15 protein-coding genes and 1 pseudogene are annotated in these 18,670 nt (G+C 49.5%); all 16 read left to right on the plus strand.

All coding sequences use genetic code 11. From position 1 onward, the window contains the following. The first annotated feature begins 4 nt into the window (after nucleotides 1–4). On the plus strand, nucleotides 5–1,705 hold the full coding sequence (locus GXO76_14365; GenBank protein ID NOY79033.1) for a hypothetical protein: 1,701 nt from the start codon (nucleotides 5–7) through the stop codon (nucleotides 1,703–1,705). 153 nt (nucleotides 1,706–1,858) lie between these two features. Further along, nucleotides 1,859–3,043, plus strand: a complete 1,185-nt coding sequence (locus GXO76_14370) for a nicotinate phosphoribosyltransferase (GenBank protein NOY79034.1) — start codon at nucleotides 1,859–1,861, stop codon at nucleotides 3,041–3,043. 94 nt (nucleotides 3,044–3,137) lie between these two features. Continuing rightward, complete coding sequence (locus tag GXO76_14375; GenBank protein ID NOY79035.1) at nucleotides 3,138–3,701, plus strand: hypothetical protein; 564 nt, start codon at nucleotides 3,138–3,140, stop codon at nucleotides 3,699–3,701. A gap of 318 nt (nucleotides 3,702–4,019) precedes the next feature. Continuing rightward, nucleotides 4,020–4,748 carry a class I SAM-dependent methyltransferase gene (locus GXO76_14380; GenBank protein NOY79036.1) on the plus strand — a complete coding sequence of 243 codons (729 nt, stop codon included), beginning with the start codon at nucleotides 4,020–4,022 and terminating at the stop codon, nucleotides 4,746–4,748. Between the two features lie 147 nt (nucleotides 4,749–4,895). Next, a complete protein-coding gene (locus GXO76_14385; GenBank protein ID NOY79037.1) occupies nucleotides 4,896–5,198 on the plus strand; it encodes a GIY-YIG nuclease family protein in 303 nt (100 codons plus the stop codon). A 170-nt stretch (nucleotides 5,199–5,368) separates the two neighbouring features. Next, nucleotides 5,369–5,797, plus strand: coding sequence for an archease (locus GXO76_14390; protein ID NOY79038.1), 429 nt, complete (start codon nucleotides 5,369–5,371; stop codon nucleotides 5,795–5,797). Nucleotides 5,798–5,887: 90 nt separating this feature from the next. Then, on the plus strand, nucleotides 5,888–7,321 hold the full coding sequence (locus tag GXO76_14395; protein NOY79039.1) for an RtcB family protein: 1,434 nt from the start codon (nucleotides 5,888–5,890) through the stop codon (nucleotides 7,319–7,321). Between the two features lie 224 nt (nucleotides 7,322–7,545). Beyond that, nucleotides 7,546–7,962: a single-stranded DNA-binding protein gene (locus GXO76_14400; protein NOY79040.1), complete on the plus strand. Its 417-nt coding sequence runs from the start codon at nucleotides 7,546–7,548 to the stop codon at nucleotides 7,960–7,962. Nucleotides 7,963–8,043: 81 nt separating this feature from the next. After that, nucleotides 8,044–8,439, plus strand: a complete 396-nt coding sequence (cdd, locus tag GXO76_14405) for a cytidine deaminase (GenBank protein ID NOY79041.1) — start codon at nucleotides 8,044–8,046, stop codon at nucleotides 8,437–8,439. A 16-nt stretch (nucleotides 8,440–8,455) separates the two neighbouring features. After that, the gene (gene udk / locus GXO76_14410; GenBank protein NOY79042.1) at nucleotides 8,456–9,088 is read left to right on the plus strand and encodes a uridine kinase; all 633 of its coding nucleotides are present in this window, start codon (nucleotides 8,456–8,458) and stop codon (nucleotides 9,086–9,088) included. Nucleotides 9,089–9,148: 60 nt separating this feature from the next. Then, nucleotides 9,149–11,933 (plus strand): annotated as a pseudogene (uvrA, locus tag GXO76_14415) (excinuclease ABC subunit UvrA). A gap of 166 nt (nucleotides 11,934–12,099) precedes the next feature. Beyond that, nucleotides 12,100–13,416, plus strand: a complete 1,317-nt coding sequence (locus GXO76_14420) for a S8 family peptidase (GenBank protein ID NOY79043.1) — start codon at nucleotides 12,100–12,102, stop codon at nucleotides 13,414–13,416. A gap of 274 nt (nucleotides 13,417–13,690) precedes the next feature. Beyond that, nucleotides 13,691–14,104, plus strand: a complete 414-nt coding sequence (locus tag GXO76_14425; protein ID NOY79044.1) for a TraR/DksA family transcriptional regulator — start codon at nucleotides 13,691–13,693, stop codon at nucleotides 14,102–14,104. A 31-nt stretch (nucleotides 14,105–14,135) separates the two neighbouring features. Next, nucleotides 14,136–15,323: a class I SAM-dependent rRNA methyltransferase gene (locus tag GXO76_14430; GenBank protein NOY79045.1), complete on the plus strand. Its 1,188-nt coding sequence runs from the start codon at nucleotides 14,136–14,138 to the stop codon at nucleotides 15,321–15,323. Between the two features lie 201 nt (nucleotides 15,324–15,524). Then, entirely contained in the window at nucleotides 15,525–15,983 is a 459-nt protein-coding gene (locus tag GXO76_14435) for an Hsp20/alpha crystallin family protein (GenBank protein ID NOY79046.1), read from the plus strand. Between the two features lie 49 nt (nucleotides 15,984–16,032). After that, on the plus strand, nucleotides 16,033–18,516 hold the full coding sequence (gene lon, locus GXO76_14440) for an endopeptidase La (GenBank protein ID NOY79047.1): 2,484 nt from the start codon (nucleotides 16,033–16,035) through the stop codon (nucleotides 18,514–18,516). Nucleotides 18,517–18,670 lie beyond the last annotated feature (154 nt).

An 18,670-nucleotide genomic window follows, 5' to 3' on the forward strand; every position in this document is an offset into this window, starting at 1 on the left:
GCTCATGAAGAACGATGTCCTTTGGGGAACAGTAAGCGCATTATTTTTCATTCTTTTCCTGATTGCAGGAAGCGCCCCCGCCCATTCACAAACACGGTCCTTTATTCAGGGTACCAACCCAAAATACGAAGTTGGGGATTGGATTAGCTACACGGACACCCGCACCGTACAGTCGATCGCCGTCGGAAATCGGTTCATCTACTTTGCAACAACCGGGGGCATTGCCCGCTACGACTTCTACGGGGATCGTTGGGTAGAGCCCTTTACCTTGAGCGACGGACTTCCTGACAACAATATTCAGACGGTTGCTTTTGATTTCGAAAGCGGTTCCCTTTATTGCACCACTGCCCTGGCTCTTTGCGTCAGGGATCCGGCCTCCAGACGGTGGACGAATTACAGCTATCGGGAAATCGGGGTGGGAAACCAAAGAGTACATTCCATTGGTTTTGATCAGAATTACATTTACCTGATTACGACGGGCAACAGGGCCTTAAAAGGAAATCGGAACAGCAGCACCTTCACTCCGGTGTCTTTGAAGGAGATTACGCAGGTTCCGGCGGATTCCATTTCCTGGTTCGGAAAATTTGGCTTTAAATCGATGGCTCTTCCTAATTTTTTGATGAATTCCTCCTTGCTCTTTTTCCCGGATGCCAGTCATCCCTATTTTCAGGATGTGAATGATCGAAATTTTGAGGTGACGTATTACGTGGAAGATCCCTGGCAGACCCTCTGGCTGGGAACCCGGGGGTTGGGAAGCGCAAAAGCGAACATGCGCACCAATTTTTTGGAAATGCTTCCCTTCGGCTTACTTCAGAAAAATGTAAATGCCATAGCCACCGAAGGCAGCGACATGTGGATCGGGGGGATAGATCAGACAGATGAAATCCAGGGCATTACACACTGGAATCGAAAAACCGGCCAGTGGGATTATTACGAGGGTCGCTACATTACGGGCCTTCGTTCTGATGATGTTACGTCTATTGCCCCGGACGGCCGCTACATTTGGTTCGGTACGCTGGACGGCCTTTCACGATTGGACTCCAAGAAAAACAATTGGGACAGTTTTACGATTTTCAACGGATTACAAAACAGTCAGATTTACGATGTGGTTTTGGATTCCCAATATGTTTGGGTGGCAACAAAAGACGGCCTGGATCGGATCAAGAAAACACGCTCCGGACGGGACACACTCATCGTGAAACACATCACCCGGCCGCAGGATCGGGTAACCGTGTACGATCTTGAAATGGACGGCGACTTACTCTGGGCCGCTACCAACTATGGTGTTTATGTGTACAATAAGAAAAATCAAAAAGGGGGATATTATTATGGTGCCGACGGGCCGGGAAATGCCCCTGTTTATTCGGTTTCGGTCAGTGGAGATGAGGTCTGGTTTGCCACAAATTATGGCGTGGAAGTCTACAATAAAACGTTGAAAAAATGGCTGGGTCCGCCGGAGCGGTATTTTGTCCCCGGGGTGGAGATTCTGACCATCCGGGCCACATCCAAGGCTGTTTGGCTGGGCACCACAAACGGGGTTCTGAAATACAGTAAGCGCCGGAAATTCTGGCGGAAATTTAATCAAATTGACGGACTTTTGGATCAGCGTGTGCAATTTATTCTCCCGGATGGTGATTATATTTGGTTTGGTACCCGGGAGGGGATGACACGGTTTTATTGGAATGCCCCCTACCGCATCGATTAACCCGCTTCACGCAAATAATCCCGATCGGTTTGGCAAATCTGAAAAGGGGGACCAACCTGCAGCAGGCTTTCGGGGAAGAATCCATTTTTATTCACTTGGAAAAATGAGACGGCGATACCCATTTGGGTGAATCATCAAGTTTAGAGGAGCGACATGACAGAAGACAAAAGAGGCCGGCAGTTCCATATCGCCACGCCAGAAGAGATCAAATCGGGACAGGTTGTGGACGTTTACTTTTCGCGGACAAAGGAGATCCTTGAGGCGGAGAAGAAAGACAAACACGTGGTGGCTGAGTTTGTGGTCAAGCGCTTTCCGGAAGGTCGTACCTGGGGTGTATTTGCCGGTCTGGAGGAAGTGGTGTACCTGCTCCGGGATTTAAATATTCAGGCATGGGCCATGCCGGAGGGCACCGTTTTTCGGGAAAATGAGCCGGTTTTGGTGATTGAGGGAAATTACCTGGATTTTGGTCTGTACGAGACCGCCATTTTGGGGCTGCTGTGTCAGGCATCCGGTGTGGCCACAAAAGCGGCGCGGTGTAAAAAGGCTGCCGGCGAAAAAACCGTGCTCAGCTTTGGCGCCCGCCGCATGCATCCGGTGCTGGCGCCCATGATTGAGCGCAACGCCTACATCGGCGGATGTGACGGCGTGGCCGTCATCAAAAGCGCGGAATTGCTGGGAATCCCGCCCGCAGGGACCATTCCCCACGCGCTGATTTTAATTTTAGGGGATACCGTGGAAGCGGTCAAAGCCTTCGACCGCGTCATTGATCCCAAAGTGGCGCGTGTGGCTTTGATTGACACCTTTACCGACGAAAAATTCGAGTCCGTGCGCGTGGCCGAGGCCATGAAGGGAAACCTTTTCGGCATTCGTCTGGATACGCCGGGTTCGCGGCGGGGGGATTTTCTGAGCATTTTAAAAGAAGTGCGGTGGGAGCTGGATTTGCGCGGTTTTAAGGATGTGAAAATCTTCGTTTCCGGCGGCATCGATGAAAACAAAATTCCCGAATTAAACGAAGTGGTGGACGCCTACGGGATTGGGACCTCCATCAGCAGCGCGTCCGTGCTGGATTTTGCAATGGATATTGTGGAAATTGAGGGCGTGCCCATAGCCAAGCGGGGGAAGGCCTCGGGTCGGAAAGACGTGTACCAGTGCCCTTCCTGTCACGCTTCTGTTGTTGTGCCTTTTGGTCAGGAACCCAGGTCCGTGTGCGATTGCGGTGTGCCCTACAAACCGCTGCTCCAACCCATTTTGGACCACAAAAAATTGTTGGTCGATTTGCCGGATCACAAGGACATTCGCGCCTACGTACTGAAGCAATTACAATTCTTTCAAATGTAGAGTAGAATATTCAAAAGGAGGGCTTCAAATCTCAAGAATTGGTACACCTTAGCAGCCGCCCGAAAGAATACACCAATTGAGGAGGTACAGTACCATGAAAAACAACACAGCCAATCAAATCTTGAGAATAAGCCTGGCCTTGGGATTTCTGGTTTTTGCCGCCCATCTTTGGGCCCAGGGAATCCCGCGGAAAGCTAAAATTGCCCTTGTGTCGTTCGATTCCCGAAAGGATTGGAACCCTGCCACGACATCCGGGTTGAAGCAGGCACTGGAGGAAACGGGTTGGGTTCAGATTGTTGATTTCGAAAATTCTCCCGATTTTGTTTTTTTCATTCGTCACGCGGATACGAACACACTTCATTCCGATCTCACAGTTTTTTCCGTTGCCTTCATGCAATCGCTTCCGGCTCCCTGGTTGGACGAGTTGGCGAAAGAGGAAATTTCTTACAAACTCATGCCGGCATTTAGAAATAAAAAATTACCCAAAAACGGCAAATTCGTGCGGGAGTACGTCACGCGAGAAATGTGGAAAGAATATCGCTATTTGCTCGATTTGAGAACCTACGCGTTTAAGAAAAGAGAAGCGCCAACTTATTGGAAACAGGTTGCCAGTGACGGCCTGGCGGCTGTTTCACGCGTTTACCGAGTTCAGAAATAGCTAAAATCCCGGGCGGCTGGCTAAGGATTGGGGAGTTTTAAAAGAATCCTTGTTTTTCTGTCGAAAAAATGACTCCCAAAAATGAAAGACCGATTCAGGCCCTTTAAGTTATTCAAAACCTGTCAGATCTGTGGCTGAGGTGTTTAAAACGATTTAAAAATGTAAGAAAGGATCAATGTTGCCTACAAAAACCAGCTTGAGTCCAGGAAATAAATCATGCTAAAATTTTTTAAAAATTACCTCCAGAATTCCAGGAAAATTCTACACTCTTATGACAATCATTTGAAAAGAAAGGAAAATATTTATCTCAAAGATCGTTTGGAACAGGAATTTTACGACACAGAGGCAAAGAAATTCTTGGCCAATTTTGATGAGGCGCTTTTTCGATATGATGAGAATGAACCCATGCCTGCGAGCCATCGTTTTTTCTATTCCCTATTTTCTGAAATTCGGAATAGAAGAATTTTGGATATTGGCTGTGGTCATGGATTTACATCTGTTCGGCTGGCAAAACAAGGGGCAGACGTTTACGGAATTGATATTTCTCCAAAAATGATTGAATTGGCCCGACGGAATGCAGCGTTTAATCATGTCAGTGACAAGGTCACTTTTCAGGTAATGTCTGCTCAGGAAATGGATTTTGATTCGGATTTTTTTGATTGGGTGATAGGTTTGGGTGTTTTACATCATCTGAATCTGGAATTGGGAGGGAAGGAAATTTTTCGGGTTTTAAAAAAAGGAGGTAAGGCTCTGTTTATAGAACCTCGAATTCCGTTTAAGGAACTTATTTTTTTAAGGAGCCTTTTTCCAGTAAAATGCCTCGAATCACCAGGCGGTTCTCAATTAACAGACAAAGAAATCCGGGAACTCGGGAAGCGTTTTTCCTTAACCCAGATAAACTATTTCCTGTTCTTACGAAAGTTGAGTCGATTGCCATTTTTGGGAAAATATGCTGAGACACTCGAGAAAATTGATCAAAAAATGATCGAAAGAATGCCCTTTCTGTATAAATTTTACTGGGCCTTTGTGGTACAATTTACAAAATGAGCTGCAACGAAGATAAATAACAAAAAGAAGTAAGGGCCCCGCTGTTCGCCGGTTGCTTCGACAGGCTCAGCAACCGGTAAGGCCAAGGGCATTGAGCCTGTCGAAATGCCCGGAGTAAAAAGGTGAATGCCAATGAGCAAAGGCTATATGTACATTCTGGAATGTGCGGATGGCACGTATTATACTGGCAGCACCAAGGATTTGGAAAGAAGACTGTGGGAGCATCAAAATTCGATCGGTGCTAATTATACGAAGAAAAGACTGCCGGTGAAATTGGTTTACTATGAAGAATATAACAGAATTGACGAAGCATTTTATCGCGAAAAACAAGTGCAGGGCTGGAGTCGGAAAAAGAAACGGGCATTGATAGAAGAAAGGCAGCAGGATTTGCCTCTTTTATCCAAAAATTACACGCAGTTTGGAAAAACAGATACTGCAGAAAAGATGTAAGCGGTTGCTTCGACAGGCTCAGCAACCGGCGAGGCTAAGGGCATTGAGCTTGTCGAAATGCCCGGAGTAAAATAGAGTGCGAGAAAAAGTGCGAGCGATTACTTTGGCAAGCTCAGTGACCGGTAATAATTAACCGCCATTCCGGTGAATGTAAAAGACCAAAGAATCCCATGAAAAACACGATTCCTCGGTACCAATTTTTCGAACACACCGGCGATATGGGGCTGGAGGTTCTGGCCTCTTCGCTGAATGAACTGTTCGAATGGGCCGCCCGCGGCCTGACGGCTGTCCTGACGGAGCCCGAAACCGTTCAGCCGAAAGCGGAGCGGAACTTTTCACTCCGGGCTGATCAGTTAGACGAATTGCTCATTCGGTGGCTGAACCGGTTGAATTTCGAGTTTGAAACGGAGGGCTGGCTGTTTGCCGAGTTTCGGGTGCAGGTGAAGGAGGATTTTTCCCTGCACGCCGCAGCGCGCGGGGAACCTTTCGACCCCCAGCGGCATGAAATTCTTCGGGAGATTAAAGCGGCGACCTACCACCAATTGGTGGTAGAAAAGCGTGATGGGGTTTGGTACGCGCGTATCATTTTCGATCTTTAGATTGGGTCCCAGTTAAATCTTAAATCCAGCCTTGCGAAGGTTTCAAAACCTTCGCAAGGTTGATCATTCGCGCAAAAAAGGAGGAGAACGATGGAATTCAAGAAAATCCGCGATTACGTCTGGGAGATCCCCCGCGAGGGGAAAATGCGGGTTCCCGGGCGGATTTACGCCTCTGAGAAAATGCTGCGCGAGATTCAATCGGACGAGAGTCCGAAACAGGTCATGAATGTGGCGCATCTTCCGGGAATCGTAAAATACTCGCTGGCCATGCCGGACATCCACTGGGGCTACGGATTTCCCATCGGTGGGGTGGCCGCTTTTGACGTGAAGAACGGTATCATTTCGCCCGGCGGCGTGGGGTACGACATCAACTGCGGCGTGCGTCTGCTGCGTTCCAATCTCACCCGCGAAGATGTGCAGCCCAAAATTCGTGATCTGGTGGCTGCCATTTTTGCCCGTGTGCCCTCCGGGGTGGGGTCTAAAGGGCCGCTTAAACTGAGCGATTCAGATGGGCGTAACGTACTGGTGAAGGGTGCGCGTTGGGCGGTTGAAAAAGGTTTTGGTTCGGAAGACGATCTGGAGTTCATTGAAGAGCACGGACAAATGCCTCACGCCGACCCAGCAGCCGTGAGTGCTGAAGCCTACACGCGCGGCCGCCCTCAACTGGGCACCATCGGTTCCGGTAATCACTTTGTGGAAGTGGATGTGGTGGACGAGATCTACGACGAAACCGCTGCCCGGGCGTTTGGTCTGTTTCCGGGGCAAATTGCCGTTATTGTCCACACCGGTTCCCGGGGATTTGGCCACCAGGTGTGCGACGATTCCATTCGGAAAATGCTTCGGGCGTCGGAGAAATACGGCATCGATTTGCCGGATAAACAGTTGTGCTGTGCGCCGTTTCAATCCCCGGAAGGTCAGGAGTATTTTGGAGCGATGAATGCAGCGATCAATTACGCCTTTGCGAACCGGCAGGTCATTTCCCAGTGGATTCGTGAAGCTTTCGAAATGGGGCTCGGCCTTTCGCCCCGCGACATTGGCCTCCAAACGGTGTACGAAGTGGCCCACAACATTGCCAAGCTGGAAACCCACATTGTGGACGGCCAAGAACGTGAATTGGTTGTTCACCGGAAGGGAGCCACGCGTGCCTTTGGTCCGGGGCATCCGGCCGTGCCGGAGGCGTATCGGGATGTGGGACAGCCGGTTCTCATCCCCGGAGACATGGGGCGGTACTCCTTTGTTCTGGTGGGTACCCGGCAAGCTATGGAGGAAACGTTCGGCTCTTCCTGCCACGGAGCCGGTCGACGAATGAGCCGCCACCAGGCGAAAAAAACAGCAAAGGGGCGTGCCATTCACCGGGAGCTGGAGGACCGCGGCATCTATTCCATGGCGGCCAGCCGGGCAACGATGGTAGAAGAAATCCCGGAAGCCTACAAGGACGTAGCCGATGTGGTGGATGCGGTGGAAGGCGCGGGCATTGCCCGGAAAGTGGCCAAGTTGGTACCGATTGGCGTGGTTAAAGGATAAGTGCGGTCTTTTGTAGAGGATAAAAACGGCCCGGCTTTTCTTCCGGAATTCAGCATGGGAAAGGGTTCACAACCCAAAAATGAAAAAAAATAGGACACCCCGGCTGTTAGGCGTTTCTGCAAAAATATTGTTGCAATCCCAAAATTTTTCTTGACATCTTTGGAAAATATTCTTACAATTGAATGTCATCTTGCATTTCATTAAACCCAGTAAGGAGGGGAAAAATGGCGAACGGAGTAAACAAAGTAATCCTAATTGGCAACCTTGGAAAAGACCCGGAATTGCGGTACACTCCCAATGGAACCGCGGTGGCGAGTTTTAGCATCGCGACCAATGAGCGCTGGAAAGACAAAGAGGGAAATTTTCAGGATCACACAGAATGGCACCGCATTGTAGCCTGGCGGAAACTGGCAGAAACGGTTGGCGAGTACCTGAAAAAAGGCAGCCAGGTGTACATTGAGGGTCGACTCCGAACCCGGACCTGGGAAGATCAGAATGGAAACAAACGAACCACGACGGAAATTGTAGCTGATTCTTTGCAAATGCTGGGCAGGCGTGAAGGCGTTTCTTCTTCTGATGTGGCGGCGTCCCCCACGGCATCGGATGACGAAATGGCCGCATCGGATGATTTACCATTTTGAGTAAATGATGATCGCATTCCCAAAAGAATCCGAGGCTGATTAAACCTCGGATTTTTTTTGGCTGAAAAGAAAGAGGCTTTCATGACACCAAAAAACTTGATCCAAAAAGCAAAAGACGCCCAAAAAGAAGCAATCGCACCCTATTCGAACTTTAATGTGGGCGCAGCTCTTTTGACTAAATCCGGTAAGGTTTACAGCGGCATTAACATCGAGTCCAGTTCGTACAGCCTGACCATTTGTGCCGAGCGTGTGGCCCTTTTCAAGGCCCTTTCAGAGGGGGAACGGGATTTTGATTCCATCGCAATTGTTACGGATGCCGATGAATTGTGTCCCCCGTGCGGGGCGTGCCGTCAGGTTTTGTGGGATTTTGCCCCGGACCTGAAAGTAATCCTGGCCAATAAAAAAGGGGATGTGAAAGAATACGAACTGCGGGAGTTGTTTCCCGCCGCATTTGATCAGAATTTTTTGGACCGATAACCCATCAGAGGAAAATGTGAAGAAACGAATTTTGATTGGAATTGCCGGGGGAACCGGCTCCGGAAAAACATTGGTTGCCAAAAACCTCTTTCGCGATTTGGGTTCCGATCGCGTGGTTATTCTTCAGCAAGACGCCTACTACAAAAACCTGTCTCATCTTCCGTTTGAGGAACGGGCCAAGCAAAATTTTGACCACCCGGATGCCATCGACTCCGACCTGCTGCTTCGTCATATAAAAGACCTGTTGGCCGGAAAAACGATTCAACAGCCCATTTACGACTTTACCATTCACCTGAGAAAAAACGAAACCCGGGAAATTGGCGGGCATGATATTATTATTTTGGAAGGCATTCTCATTCTTTACAATCCGGAACTCCGCAATTTAATGGACATTAAAGTGTATGTGGACACCGATGCGGACATTCGGTTTATCCGGCGCCTTATGCGGGATACGAAAGAGCGCGGCCGCAGCATGGAATCGGTGGTTCGGCAATATAAAGAAAGCGTTCGCCCCATGCACCTTCAGTTTGTGGAGCCTACAAAGCGGTACGCCGACATCATTATTCCGGAAGGGGGAATGAATTTTGTCGCCATTGATATTCTACGGGCAAAGATCGCCGCACTTTTAACAGAGTTGGAGGAAAAATAGAGGCGTTTTCCGGGTGTGCTAAACCCCCGAAAATCGCCCGGCTTCGGAAGTCAGGTCATCATGATTCAGTCCATTGTGATCCGGGGAGCACGGGTACACAACCTCAAGAATATTACACTAAACTTACCCCGGAATGCGTTCATCGTCGTAACCGGCGTTTCCGGTTCCGGGAAATCCAGCCTGGCATTTGACACGCTTTATGCGGAAGGACAGCGCCGTTATGTGGAATCCCTTTCCGCGTACGCCCGGCAATTTCTGGAACGGATGGACAAACCCGATGTGGATGAAATCAGCGGGATCTCGCCGGCAATTGCCGTTGAACAGAAAAATACGGTGCGAACCTCCCGATCCACCGTCGGAACGGCCACGGAAATCTACGATTATCTTCGTCTCCTGTTTGCCCGGGTCGGGAAAACCATCTGTCCCGTCTGCCAGATTGAAGTCAAACCGTACACGCGTCAGGCCATTTTTCAACTTTTGGTATCCCGCCATCTGGGAAAAACGGCCTTAGTCGGATTTAAATTTTCACCTCCGGAAAACCAGTCGGCTTTAGACTACCGAAGTTGGCTGATCCAAAATGGCTTTCACCGGGTTTGGGTCGATGGAAAACCGCTGCGCCTCCGGGATGTGAAGAATTTCCCGCCGGAGTGTGTCCAGTGGGATGTTCTGGTGGATCGTCTGCCGATTCAGACGACAGCCGAATCGCGGTGGATGGAATCCTTGGAGCTGGCTTTGGAGTTTGGACGCGGCACCGTGAGTATTCAGGTGGAAGACGGATTGTCCTACCGGTTTAGTGAAGCACGCAGATGTCCTCGCTGCGGGCGGCTATTTCCGGAGCCCCAGCCCCGGCTTTTCTCGTTCAACAATCCTTATGGAGCGTGCTCCACCTGCCGCGGTTTTGGGGATGTGATTGGAATCGATTTTGACCGTGTCGTTCCCAATCCCCAAAAGACCCTCCGCCAGGGGGCCATTGAGCCCTGGAATACCAAATCCAATGCGTACATGCTGGAATGGCTGGAAGAAGTTGCGCCGACATTTGGAATTCCGCTGGATGTTCCGTTTGAAGAACTGACTCCCGAACAACGGGAAATTATTTTTAACGGCAGGGGGACATTCCCGGGCATCCGCGGCTTTTTTAAAGAATTGGAACGGAAGAAATACAAGATTGGTGTTCGGGTGTTTGTGAGCCGGTACCGGGGTTACACCCGATGTCCCGATTGCGGCGGCACCCGGCTCCGTCCGGAAGCCCTTACTGTTTTTGTGGGGGGAAAACACATCGGCCAAATTGCAGCGATGAGTATCAAAGAGGCCTTTCACTTCCTGAAGGAAACCAAACTTTCCGAGCAAGAGGCGGCCGTTGCGGGGCAGATCAAAAAGGAAATTCTGAACCGGATGAGCTATTTGTTGGAGGTTGGTCTGGATTACCTGACGCTCAATCGCCGCTCCTCCACCCTTTCCGGCGGCGAAATGGAGCGCATCCATCTGGCGACGGCCCTGGGGTCGAAGCTTTCCGGCAGTCTGTACATTCTGGATGAACCGACCGTGGGACTTCACCCGCGTGATACCCGGCGCCTGATTACCGTATTGAAAGAAATTCGCGATCTCGGAAATACGGTAATTGTTGTGGAGCATGACCCGGACGTGATGCGGGAGGCGGATTTTATTGTGGACCTCGGACCCGGTGCCGGCGAAAACGGCGGGGAAATTCTTTACGCAGGGGAGCTCTCCGGGCTTTTGCATCACCCAAATTCTCCGACCGGTCGGTATTTGGAGGGGGGATCTGGAAATTCCGGTTCCGCAGAAACGCCGAAAAGGATCGGGAGATTTTCTGGTGGTTAAAAAGGCCCGCGAACACAATCTCAAATCCCTTGATGTCCGATTTCCGCTGGGCGTGTTTTGCGTGGTTACAGGAGTCTCCGGTTCGGGAAAGAGTACTCTTGTGCACGATGTTCTTTTTGCAGGGCTCCGGAAATTACGCGGCTCATGGAGCGGACACGTGGGGGCGCACGAATCCATTGAGGGGTGGGACAAACTGGATGGCGAAATTCTGGTGGATCAATCGCCAATTGGGCGCACACCGCGTTCCAACCCGGCAACCTACCTGAAAGCCTTTGACGGAATTCGTCAGATTTTTGCCGAAACACGGCTGAGCAAAATCCGGGGGTACAAGCCCGGGCGATTTTCGTTCAACGTTAAGGGCGGGCGCTGTGAGGTGTGTGAAGGGGCCGGAGTGGTCAAAGTAGACATGCAATTTCTTTCGGACGTTTACCTGACCTGTGAAGCCTGCGGGGGGAATCGGTACACGCGGGACATTCTGGAGGTAACCTTCCGGGGGAAAACAATCGCTGATGTGCTGGACATGACCGTGGATGAGGCGCTGACGTTTTTTGAAGAATATCCCCGGGTCACGCGGCCGCTTCAGCTGCTGGCAGATGTGGGGCTGGGGTACCTTAAGCTGGGCCAACCGGCCACAACGCTTTCGGGCGGTGAAGCCCAACGCATCAAGTTAGCCGCCCATCTTTCAGTGAAAGCCAATCAACACATCCTCTATATTTTTGATGAACCTACCACCGGATTGCACCCGGCAGACATCTTCAAATTGCTGGGAAGTTTCGATCGTCTTATCGAAGCCGGCAATTCTGTTTTGGTGATTGAACACAATCTGGACGTCATCAAATCTGCCGATTACATAATTGATCTGGGTCCGGAGGGCGGCGACGCCGGCGGAAAAATTGTGGCAGAAGGAACCCCGGAGGAGATCGCCCTGAATCCGCACTCCCACACCGGACATTTTCTGAAAAGCTATTTATCTTCTCCCAAAATCACACAGCAGATCCGCGCATAGAGAAATTTCAAAAAACTCTTGACAAATTTAATTTTGTATCGTATATATTAAAACCCAAAAATTCGTTCTTTCTCAAAGAAGTGTTTTTTTCAGTCCAACAAAATGAAATGTCCCCGTAAACGGCATCTAAGACCTGCATTTGAGGGAGGTTTCGGAAGGAGGAACCATGATTAAGTATATCCGATGCAAGGAAGACCTTTCATTGGAAGAATTGGAAGAAAAGCTGAAACCTCAGGGAATTAAAGTTCTGAAACGGATGAAATTAACGGGTCTGTACAAAGTGGATGTTCCTGAAACGGTAACCACGGAAGCTCTGCTGAAGCCGCCGGCACCGGGGATCACCGTGCTGGAGGTGTACGATGATTTTCCGGTGAAAGCGCTCCTGGACAAGGCAATTCCCAAGGTTCGGGCCAATCTGGTTTGGGAACAGGGGGAAAAGGGGGAAGGAATGACCATCGGAATTTGCGATACGGGACTGGATGTGAATCATCCCGACGTAAAGGGACGTGTTTCTGCAACAAAGGATTTTTCCGGCGAAGGCGACTACGACGGCAACGGTCACGGAACTCACGTGGCGACAATTGCCATGGGTAATGGTCACGCATCCGACGGGAAGTACACCGGGGCTGCTCCGGAAGCACGAGTCGTAATGGCAAAAGGACTGAAAAGCGACGGGACGGGAATGGCCAGCGATATTGCCGACGGAATTGAATGGCTTGTAGATGAGGGTGTGGACGCCGTTTCTCTGAGTCTGGGCGGAAAAGCCCAGCCGGGAGTCCGGGATATTTTACAGCAAACAGTGGACGCCGTAGTGGATTCCGGAATCCCTGTTTTTTGTGCGGCAGGAAATGAGGGGCCGGCGTACAAAACCATTTCCACGCCGGGCGTGTCCCCCAAAGTCATTACCGTAGGTGCCTCAGATGATTCCGACCATGTGGCCGATTTCAGTTCCAGAGGACCCACCTATGAGGGTCTGAAAAAGCCGGACATTGTTGCTCCCGGTGTCAATATCATCGCCGGGCGCGCCAAGGGGACGGCATTGGGGCACGTCATCAACGAATATTACACGGAGCTTTCAGGAACCAGTATGGCCACCCCGCTTGCGGCAGGCTGCGGATTGCTGATCAAACAAAAATATCCGGACATCACACCAGCCGAGCTTAAGGCTCGGCTGAAAGAGTACGCGGTCAATCTTCACACCAACGATGAAAACATTGAAGGCAAGGGGCGCCTTGACGTTTACGCGGCCATTACACAAACGCAGCCGCCTCCCTCGCCGGTAGAGCCTACACCCGAGGAACCCGGATGTTTTTTATCCCGGCTGTTCGCGAAAAGTCCCGCCGTGATAATGGCTTTCCGGGCATTCCGCGATTCGGTTTTGGCAGGAAATGCTCCGGGGCGTTTTGCGATCGATTCGTACTATCGGTTGAATGGCATGCTTTTAAATGGGCAAAAAACACATCATTTGAATGCAACGGGGTAAAGTAGATTAAAAAGTGGTCGACATAGAATTAATACAGATGATCTTTTTAAAACGTGTTGTATACGCTTGAGAAAACAGAGGGTAAAACATGTTTTTCACCTGTGAGAAACAAAAACGAGTGATTTCTGAATTTTATTGGGAACCCGGGATTTGCATCCATCGTACAAATGCTACATTTTATAAAAAGGGTAATTCTCTGAGTGACCCGGAAGAGGTCTGGAATGATTGGTAACAAAATTTAAAATCTGAACAGAAACAGAGTGAGGTGAGGGCTATGGATAAAAAGCAGCTTGAAAAAATTCGCGAACTTCTGCTGGATCGCCAACGTGAATTACTGAGCGATGCAGGCGCAAGTGTGGAGGACATCGATCAATTGCAGAGCGCCCCGGCTGCCGATTGGGTCGATCGCGTGACGGTAGACAGTGCGGTTTCCTCAATGATTGCACGGGAAAGCGGCTTGGCCAAGGAATTGGAAGATATTAAAGATGCGCTGATCAAGATTGAAAAAGGCACATACGGCATCTGTGAACGATGTGGCCAGGAAATTAATCAGGAACGCCTGGAAGCGATTCCAACCGCGCGATTGTGCCGGGAATGCCAGCAACAGGAAGAAAAGAATATGCGCCGGGGAGAAGATTTCAGAGGGGCGGGCAACATTCCGAAAGAGGTCTTTGAATGGTACGAATGATCTTTCAACGGTCTGAAGAGATCCGTTTTTAATGTCTTCTTTTGCGCGGGTCATTTTAAAAAGGGGTGCCGAGAAACGAATTTTAGCGGGGCACGTCTGGATTTTTGAGAGCCTGCTGCTGAAAACAAAGGGCCCCCTTAAAGACGGGGATATTGTGGAGGTTGAGTCCTATCGCGGGGATTTCCTGGGGCGGGGGTATTTTAATCATCACTCCAATATTGTAGTCCGCCTTCTTACCCGAAAGCGTGAACCCATTGATTTTGAGTTTTTTAAAAATCGCATTCACCGTGCCTTTCAACGGCGCCACCCCCTGTTACAAGCAACAAATGCCTACCGTGTAATTTTTTCAGAAGCCGATTTTCTTCCCGGGTTAATTATTGATCGCTACGGGGACATTTTTGTCCTGCAAATTCTCACATTGGGAATAGAACGATTCAGGAACGAAATTGTAGATGTGCTGGTTCAGCTTTTTCAGCCTGCGGGAATTTTCGAGCGCAGCGATGCCAGGCAGCGTACCTTCGAAGGACTTCCTCTGCTCAAACAGGACGTGTGGGGGTCCGTTCCTGAACGGGTGGAATTTTTGGAAAACGGGCTTACTTTTTTTGCGGACGTGCGCGAAGGTCAAAAAACCGGCTTCTTTTTAGATCAACGGGACAACCGCCTGCTTGTACGTCAGATCAGTGCCCGTGCACGGGTTTTGGATTGTTTCAGCTATTCCGGCGGGTTCTCCGTTTCGGCGGCCAAGGGCGGTGCAAGAGAAGTCATTGCCGTAGACATTTCCGAAACCGCTATTGAACAGGCCCGGGAAAACGCACGTCGGAACCATGTGGCGGATAAAATAACCTTTCGCCCGGAAAATGTCTTCGATCTCTTGAAACACTTCGATAAAGAGGGTGAAAAGTTTGATGTGATTATTCTCGATCCGCCGGCTTTTGTAAGGAGCAAAAAGGCCATCGAAGGGGCCCTGCGGGGCTACAAAGAAATTAATCTCAGAGCCATGCGGCTTTTAAATCCAAATGGCTATTTATTGACCTCGTCGTGTTCTCACAATCTCTCGGAAAACCAATTTCATCACGTTCTTTTTCAGGCGGCCGCAGACGTTCACCGCTCGTTTCAGGTGTTACAAAAGATCATGCAGCCTCTGGACCATCCCATCCTGCTGACTATTCCTGAAACGTACTATCTTAAATCCGTTTTGCTGCAATATCTTGAGTTTTAAAAATTTCTGGTATTCTACCGGATTTTTTTATATATTTTTAAAAAAATCATCATTGAAGCCGTTCCAATTCGTAAAACCAACTGTGGATTATGGTGTTGCGGGATCAGCGGTTTCGCTGTGAGTGCGGGGCTTGTGTACGGATTCCATTCTGAAACTCTTCGAGCTTTTGGTGAAAAACAAATTTAGACAGGAGGTTTCACCATGCCTTTCAAAGATACAACGTTCAGATATTTTCAGAGCGAAACGAATAAAATGGACAAAGAGGTTGAACGACTTTTAAAAGACTTCTTCGTCTCAAAAAATCCGCTGCTGATGATGTCCAAATCGGGTTGGACACCTCACATCGATGTGTATGAAACCCGGGATGCCTATATTATTAAAGTGGAAATAGCCGGCGTTTCGCCTGAAGATGTTCGGCTTCAATTGGACAATCGGACAATAACCATTCGTGGATATCGAATGGATGAAGTTCCGGAGGAAAGAGAGCACTTCCATTTAATGGAGATTAGTTACGGGAAATTCTCGCGTAGTATTGAATTACCTCAGGAATTGGATGGTGAGCATGTGAAGGCGGTATACAACAAAGGGATTCTAAAGATCGTGGTACCAAAATCAGATTCGAAAATGCAGGGCCCCGTGCACGTTCCCATTGAAGACTAATTTATGAACAGGCCAATTGGAGGGAAAAACTATGCGACGAATTCAGCAGATGAGTGTTGATAGATTTGATGAAGAAACAACTCCCCTTGAAGAGCGGCTGGATGAAGAAGCCATTTCCGAAATAAAAGATGAAGATGAAATTGAGCAAATAAAAATTCCAAGAGAAATTCCTATTTTGCCTCTTCGGGACACGGTTATTTATCCCTTCATGGTTTCCCCTCTTTTTGTGGCCCGTCCCAAATCCATTCAATTGATTGAAGATGTCCTGAACCAGGATCGCATTTTGGGATTGGTGGCACAAAAGAAAGCCGAAATTGAAGATCCGAAACCCTCGGACTTGTTTGATTACGGAACGGCTGCTACCATACTGAAAATGTTGAAACTGCCGGACGGCTCCATGCGAATCCTGGTACAGGGAATGAGCCGGATTCAGATTGTCGACTATTTACAGATGACCCCCTATTTCAAGGCCCGTGTCCGGCCCCTGCATGACGTGATTGAAGAAAGCCTGGAGCTGGAAGCGCTGGCAAAGAATGTGACCATTCAATTCCAAAAGATCGTTTCGCTGGTTCCTCACCTTCCCGATGAGCTTCAAATTGCCGTCATGAATATTCATGATCCCGGGAAACTGGCCGATTTGGTTGCCTCCAATCTTAATTTGAGTCTTGAAGAAAAACAGGAAATCCTGGAGCTCATCGATGTAAAACGCCGTCTGGAAAAACTCACGGTGTTCATCAATCGGGAATTGGAAGTTCTGGAGATTGGAAATAAGATTCAGAGCAAAGTACAGTCGGAGCTGAGCAAAAATCAGCGGGAATATTTCCTCCGTCAGCAACTGGAAGCCATCAAAAAAGAGCTGGGTGAGGAAGATGAGCGCACCATGGAAATCAAGGAGCTTCGGGAGAAAATAAAAAAGGCCAAAATGCCGAAAGAGGCCGAAAAAGAAGCCATGCGGGAATTGGATCGTCTGGCTAAAATGCCGCCCGGAGCCGCCGAATACACCGTTGCCCGCACGTATCTGGATTGGCTGATTGCCATCCCCTGGGCAAAATCGACGCGGGACAACCTGGATATTGCCAAAGCCCGAAAAGTACTGGATGAGGATCACTATGATCTGGAAAAAATAAAGGAACGCATCCTCGAATATCTGGCCGTGCGGAAGTTAAAATCGGATATGAAAGGGCCTATTCTTTGTTTTGTGGGCCCTCCGGGTGTCGGCAAAACCTCGCTTGGGCGCTCTATCGCCCGGGCATTGGGGCGGAAATTTGTGCGAATCTCTTTGGGCGGAGTGCGTGATGAGGCGGAAATACGCGGCCACCGACGGACCTACATCGGGGCTTTGCCCGGCCGAATCATTCAGGGGATTCGAAATGCCGGTTCGAACAATCCCGTGTTTATGCTGGATGAGGTGGATAAATTGGGCATGGATTTCAGGGGAGATCCCTCCTCTGCCCTGCTTGAGGTTCTGGATCCGGAGCAAAACAACACCTTTGTGGATCACTATCTGGACGTGCCGTTCGATTTGAGCAAAGTCATGTTTATCACAACGGCCAATTTACTGGATCCGATTCCTTCGGCTCTGCGCGACCGGATGGAAGTGCTGGAGCTGCCCGGCTACATTGAAGAAGAGAAACTCCTGATTGCCCAAAAATATTTGATTCCGCGACAAATAAAAGCCCATGGCCTTCGGAAAACGCAATTGAAAATTGAAGACGACGCCGTTTTACGAATCGTGCGCGAGTACACCAAAGAGGCCGGTCTTCGGAATCTGGAGCGCGAAATCGCCAATATTTGTCGTCGGGTGGCCATGTGGATTGTGGAGGAAAAGACCCAAAAAGAGGTGGTTACCGCAAAGCGCATTCCCGAGTTTCTGGGGCCTCCGCGCTTTTTCTTCGATGTGGCCGAACGCATTCAGGAACCCGGTGTGGCCACCGGACTGGCCTGGACGCCGGTGGGCGGCGATATTCTGTTCATTGAAGCGTCAAAAATGAAAGGGAGCAAAGGGCTTCTTTTAACCGGACAGCTGGGTGACGTGATGAAGGAATCCGCTCAGGCAGCCCTTTCTTACATTCGGGCCCACGCGCGGGACTACGGTCTTAAAGAGGATTTTTTCGAAAAGGTTGATATTCACATCCATGTCCCGGCAGGTGCTATTCCCAAAGACGGGCCTTCGGCCGGTGTAACCATTGCCACGGCGCTGCTTTCGCTTCTGACCGATACACCGGTACGGAATGATCTGGCCATGACCGGGGAAATTACCCTGCGGGGGAAAGTTCTTCCCGTAGGCGGGATTAAGGAAAAGGTTTTGGCCGCCAAACGAGCGGGTATCAGCACCATTATTCTTCCGGAAAAGAATAAAAAGGATCTTGAGGAAATTCCCGAGCAAGCCCGCAAGCAGATGACCTTTCACTTTGTTAATAATTTGAATGAGGTCTTTGAGTTGGCGCTTCGGGAGGAGAAATGGAAGAGAAAAGCCGCCGCAAAGAATCAAAAAAAACAGAGTACGCTGAAAAAAGCTGAGGTCCAGGGGTAATCCTTCCTCTGGCCGCGTGTTTGTTTTTTGTATGTATCATAATTGAAAACTCAGCTCAATTTTGGGAGGAAAAAGGCCGATTTGAAAACAGAACCAATCGGCCTTTTTAAGTGAAACACAATCAATTTCATTCCTACAATTCCTGTTGCACATG

The sequence above is a fragment of the Calditrichota bacterium genome (assembly GCA_013151735.1).
In the GTDB taxonomy this organism is placed as follows: Bacteria; Zhuqueibacterota; JdFR-76; order JdFR-76; family BMS3Abin05; genus BMS3Abin05.

Coding starts and splice junctions, on each gene's coding strand:
- GXO76_14365 (NOY79033.1), top strand. CDS start 5: ATGAAGAACGATGTCCTTTGGGGAACAGTAAGCGCATTATTTTTCATT.
- GXO76_14370 (NOY79034.1), top strand. CDS start 1,859: ATGACAGAAGACAAAAGAGGCCGGCAGTTCCATATCGCCACGCCAGAA.
- GXO76_14375 (NOY79035.1), top strand. CDS start 3,138: ATGAAAAACAACACAGCCAATCAAATCTTGAGAATAAGCCTGGCCTTG.
- GXO76_14385 (NOY79037.1), top strand. CDS start 4,896: ATGTACATTCTGGAATGTGCGGATGGCACGTATTATACTGGCAGCACC.
- GXO76_14390 (NOY79038.1), top strand. CDS start 5,369: ATGAAAAACACGATTCCTCGGTACCAATTTTTCGAACACACCGGCGAT.
- GXO76_14395 (NOY79039.1), top strand. CDS start 5,888: ATGGAATTCAAGAAAATCCGCGATTACGTCTGGGAGATCCCCCGCGAG.
- GXO76_14400 (NOY79040.1), top strand. CDS start 7,546: ATGGCGAACGGAGTAAACAAAGTAATCCTAATTGGCAACCTTGGAAAA.
- cdd (NOY79041.1), top strand. CDS start 8,044: ATGACACCAAAAAACTTGATCCAAAAAGCAAAAGACGCCCAAAAAGAA.
- GXO76_14420 (NOY79043.1), top strand. CDS start 12,100: ATGATTAAGTATATCCGATGCAAGGAAGACCTTTCATTGGAAGAATTG.
- GXO76_14425 (NOY79044.1), top strand. CDS start 13,691: ATGGATAAAAAGCAGCTTGAAAAAATTCGCGAACTTCTGCTGGATCGC.
- GXO76_14430 (NOY79045.1), top strand. CDS start 14,136: ATGTCTTCTTTTGCGCGGGTCATTTTAAAAAGGGGTGCCGAGAAACGA.
- GXO76_14435 (NOY79046.1), top strand. CDS start 15,525: ATGCCTTTCAAAGATACAACGTTCAGATATTTTCAGAGCGAAACGAAT.
- lon (NOY79047.1), top strand. CDS start 16,033: ATGAGTGTTGATAGATTTGATGAAGAAACAACTCCCCTTGAAGAGCGG.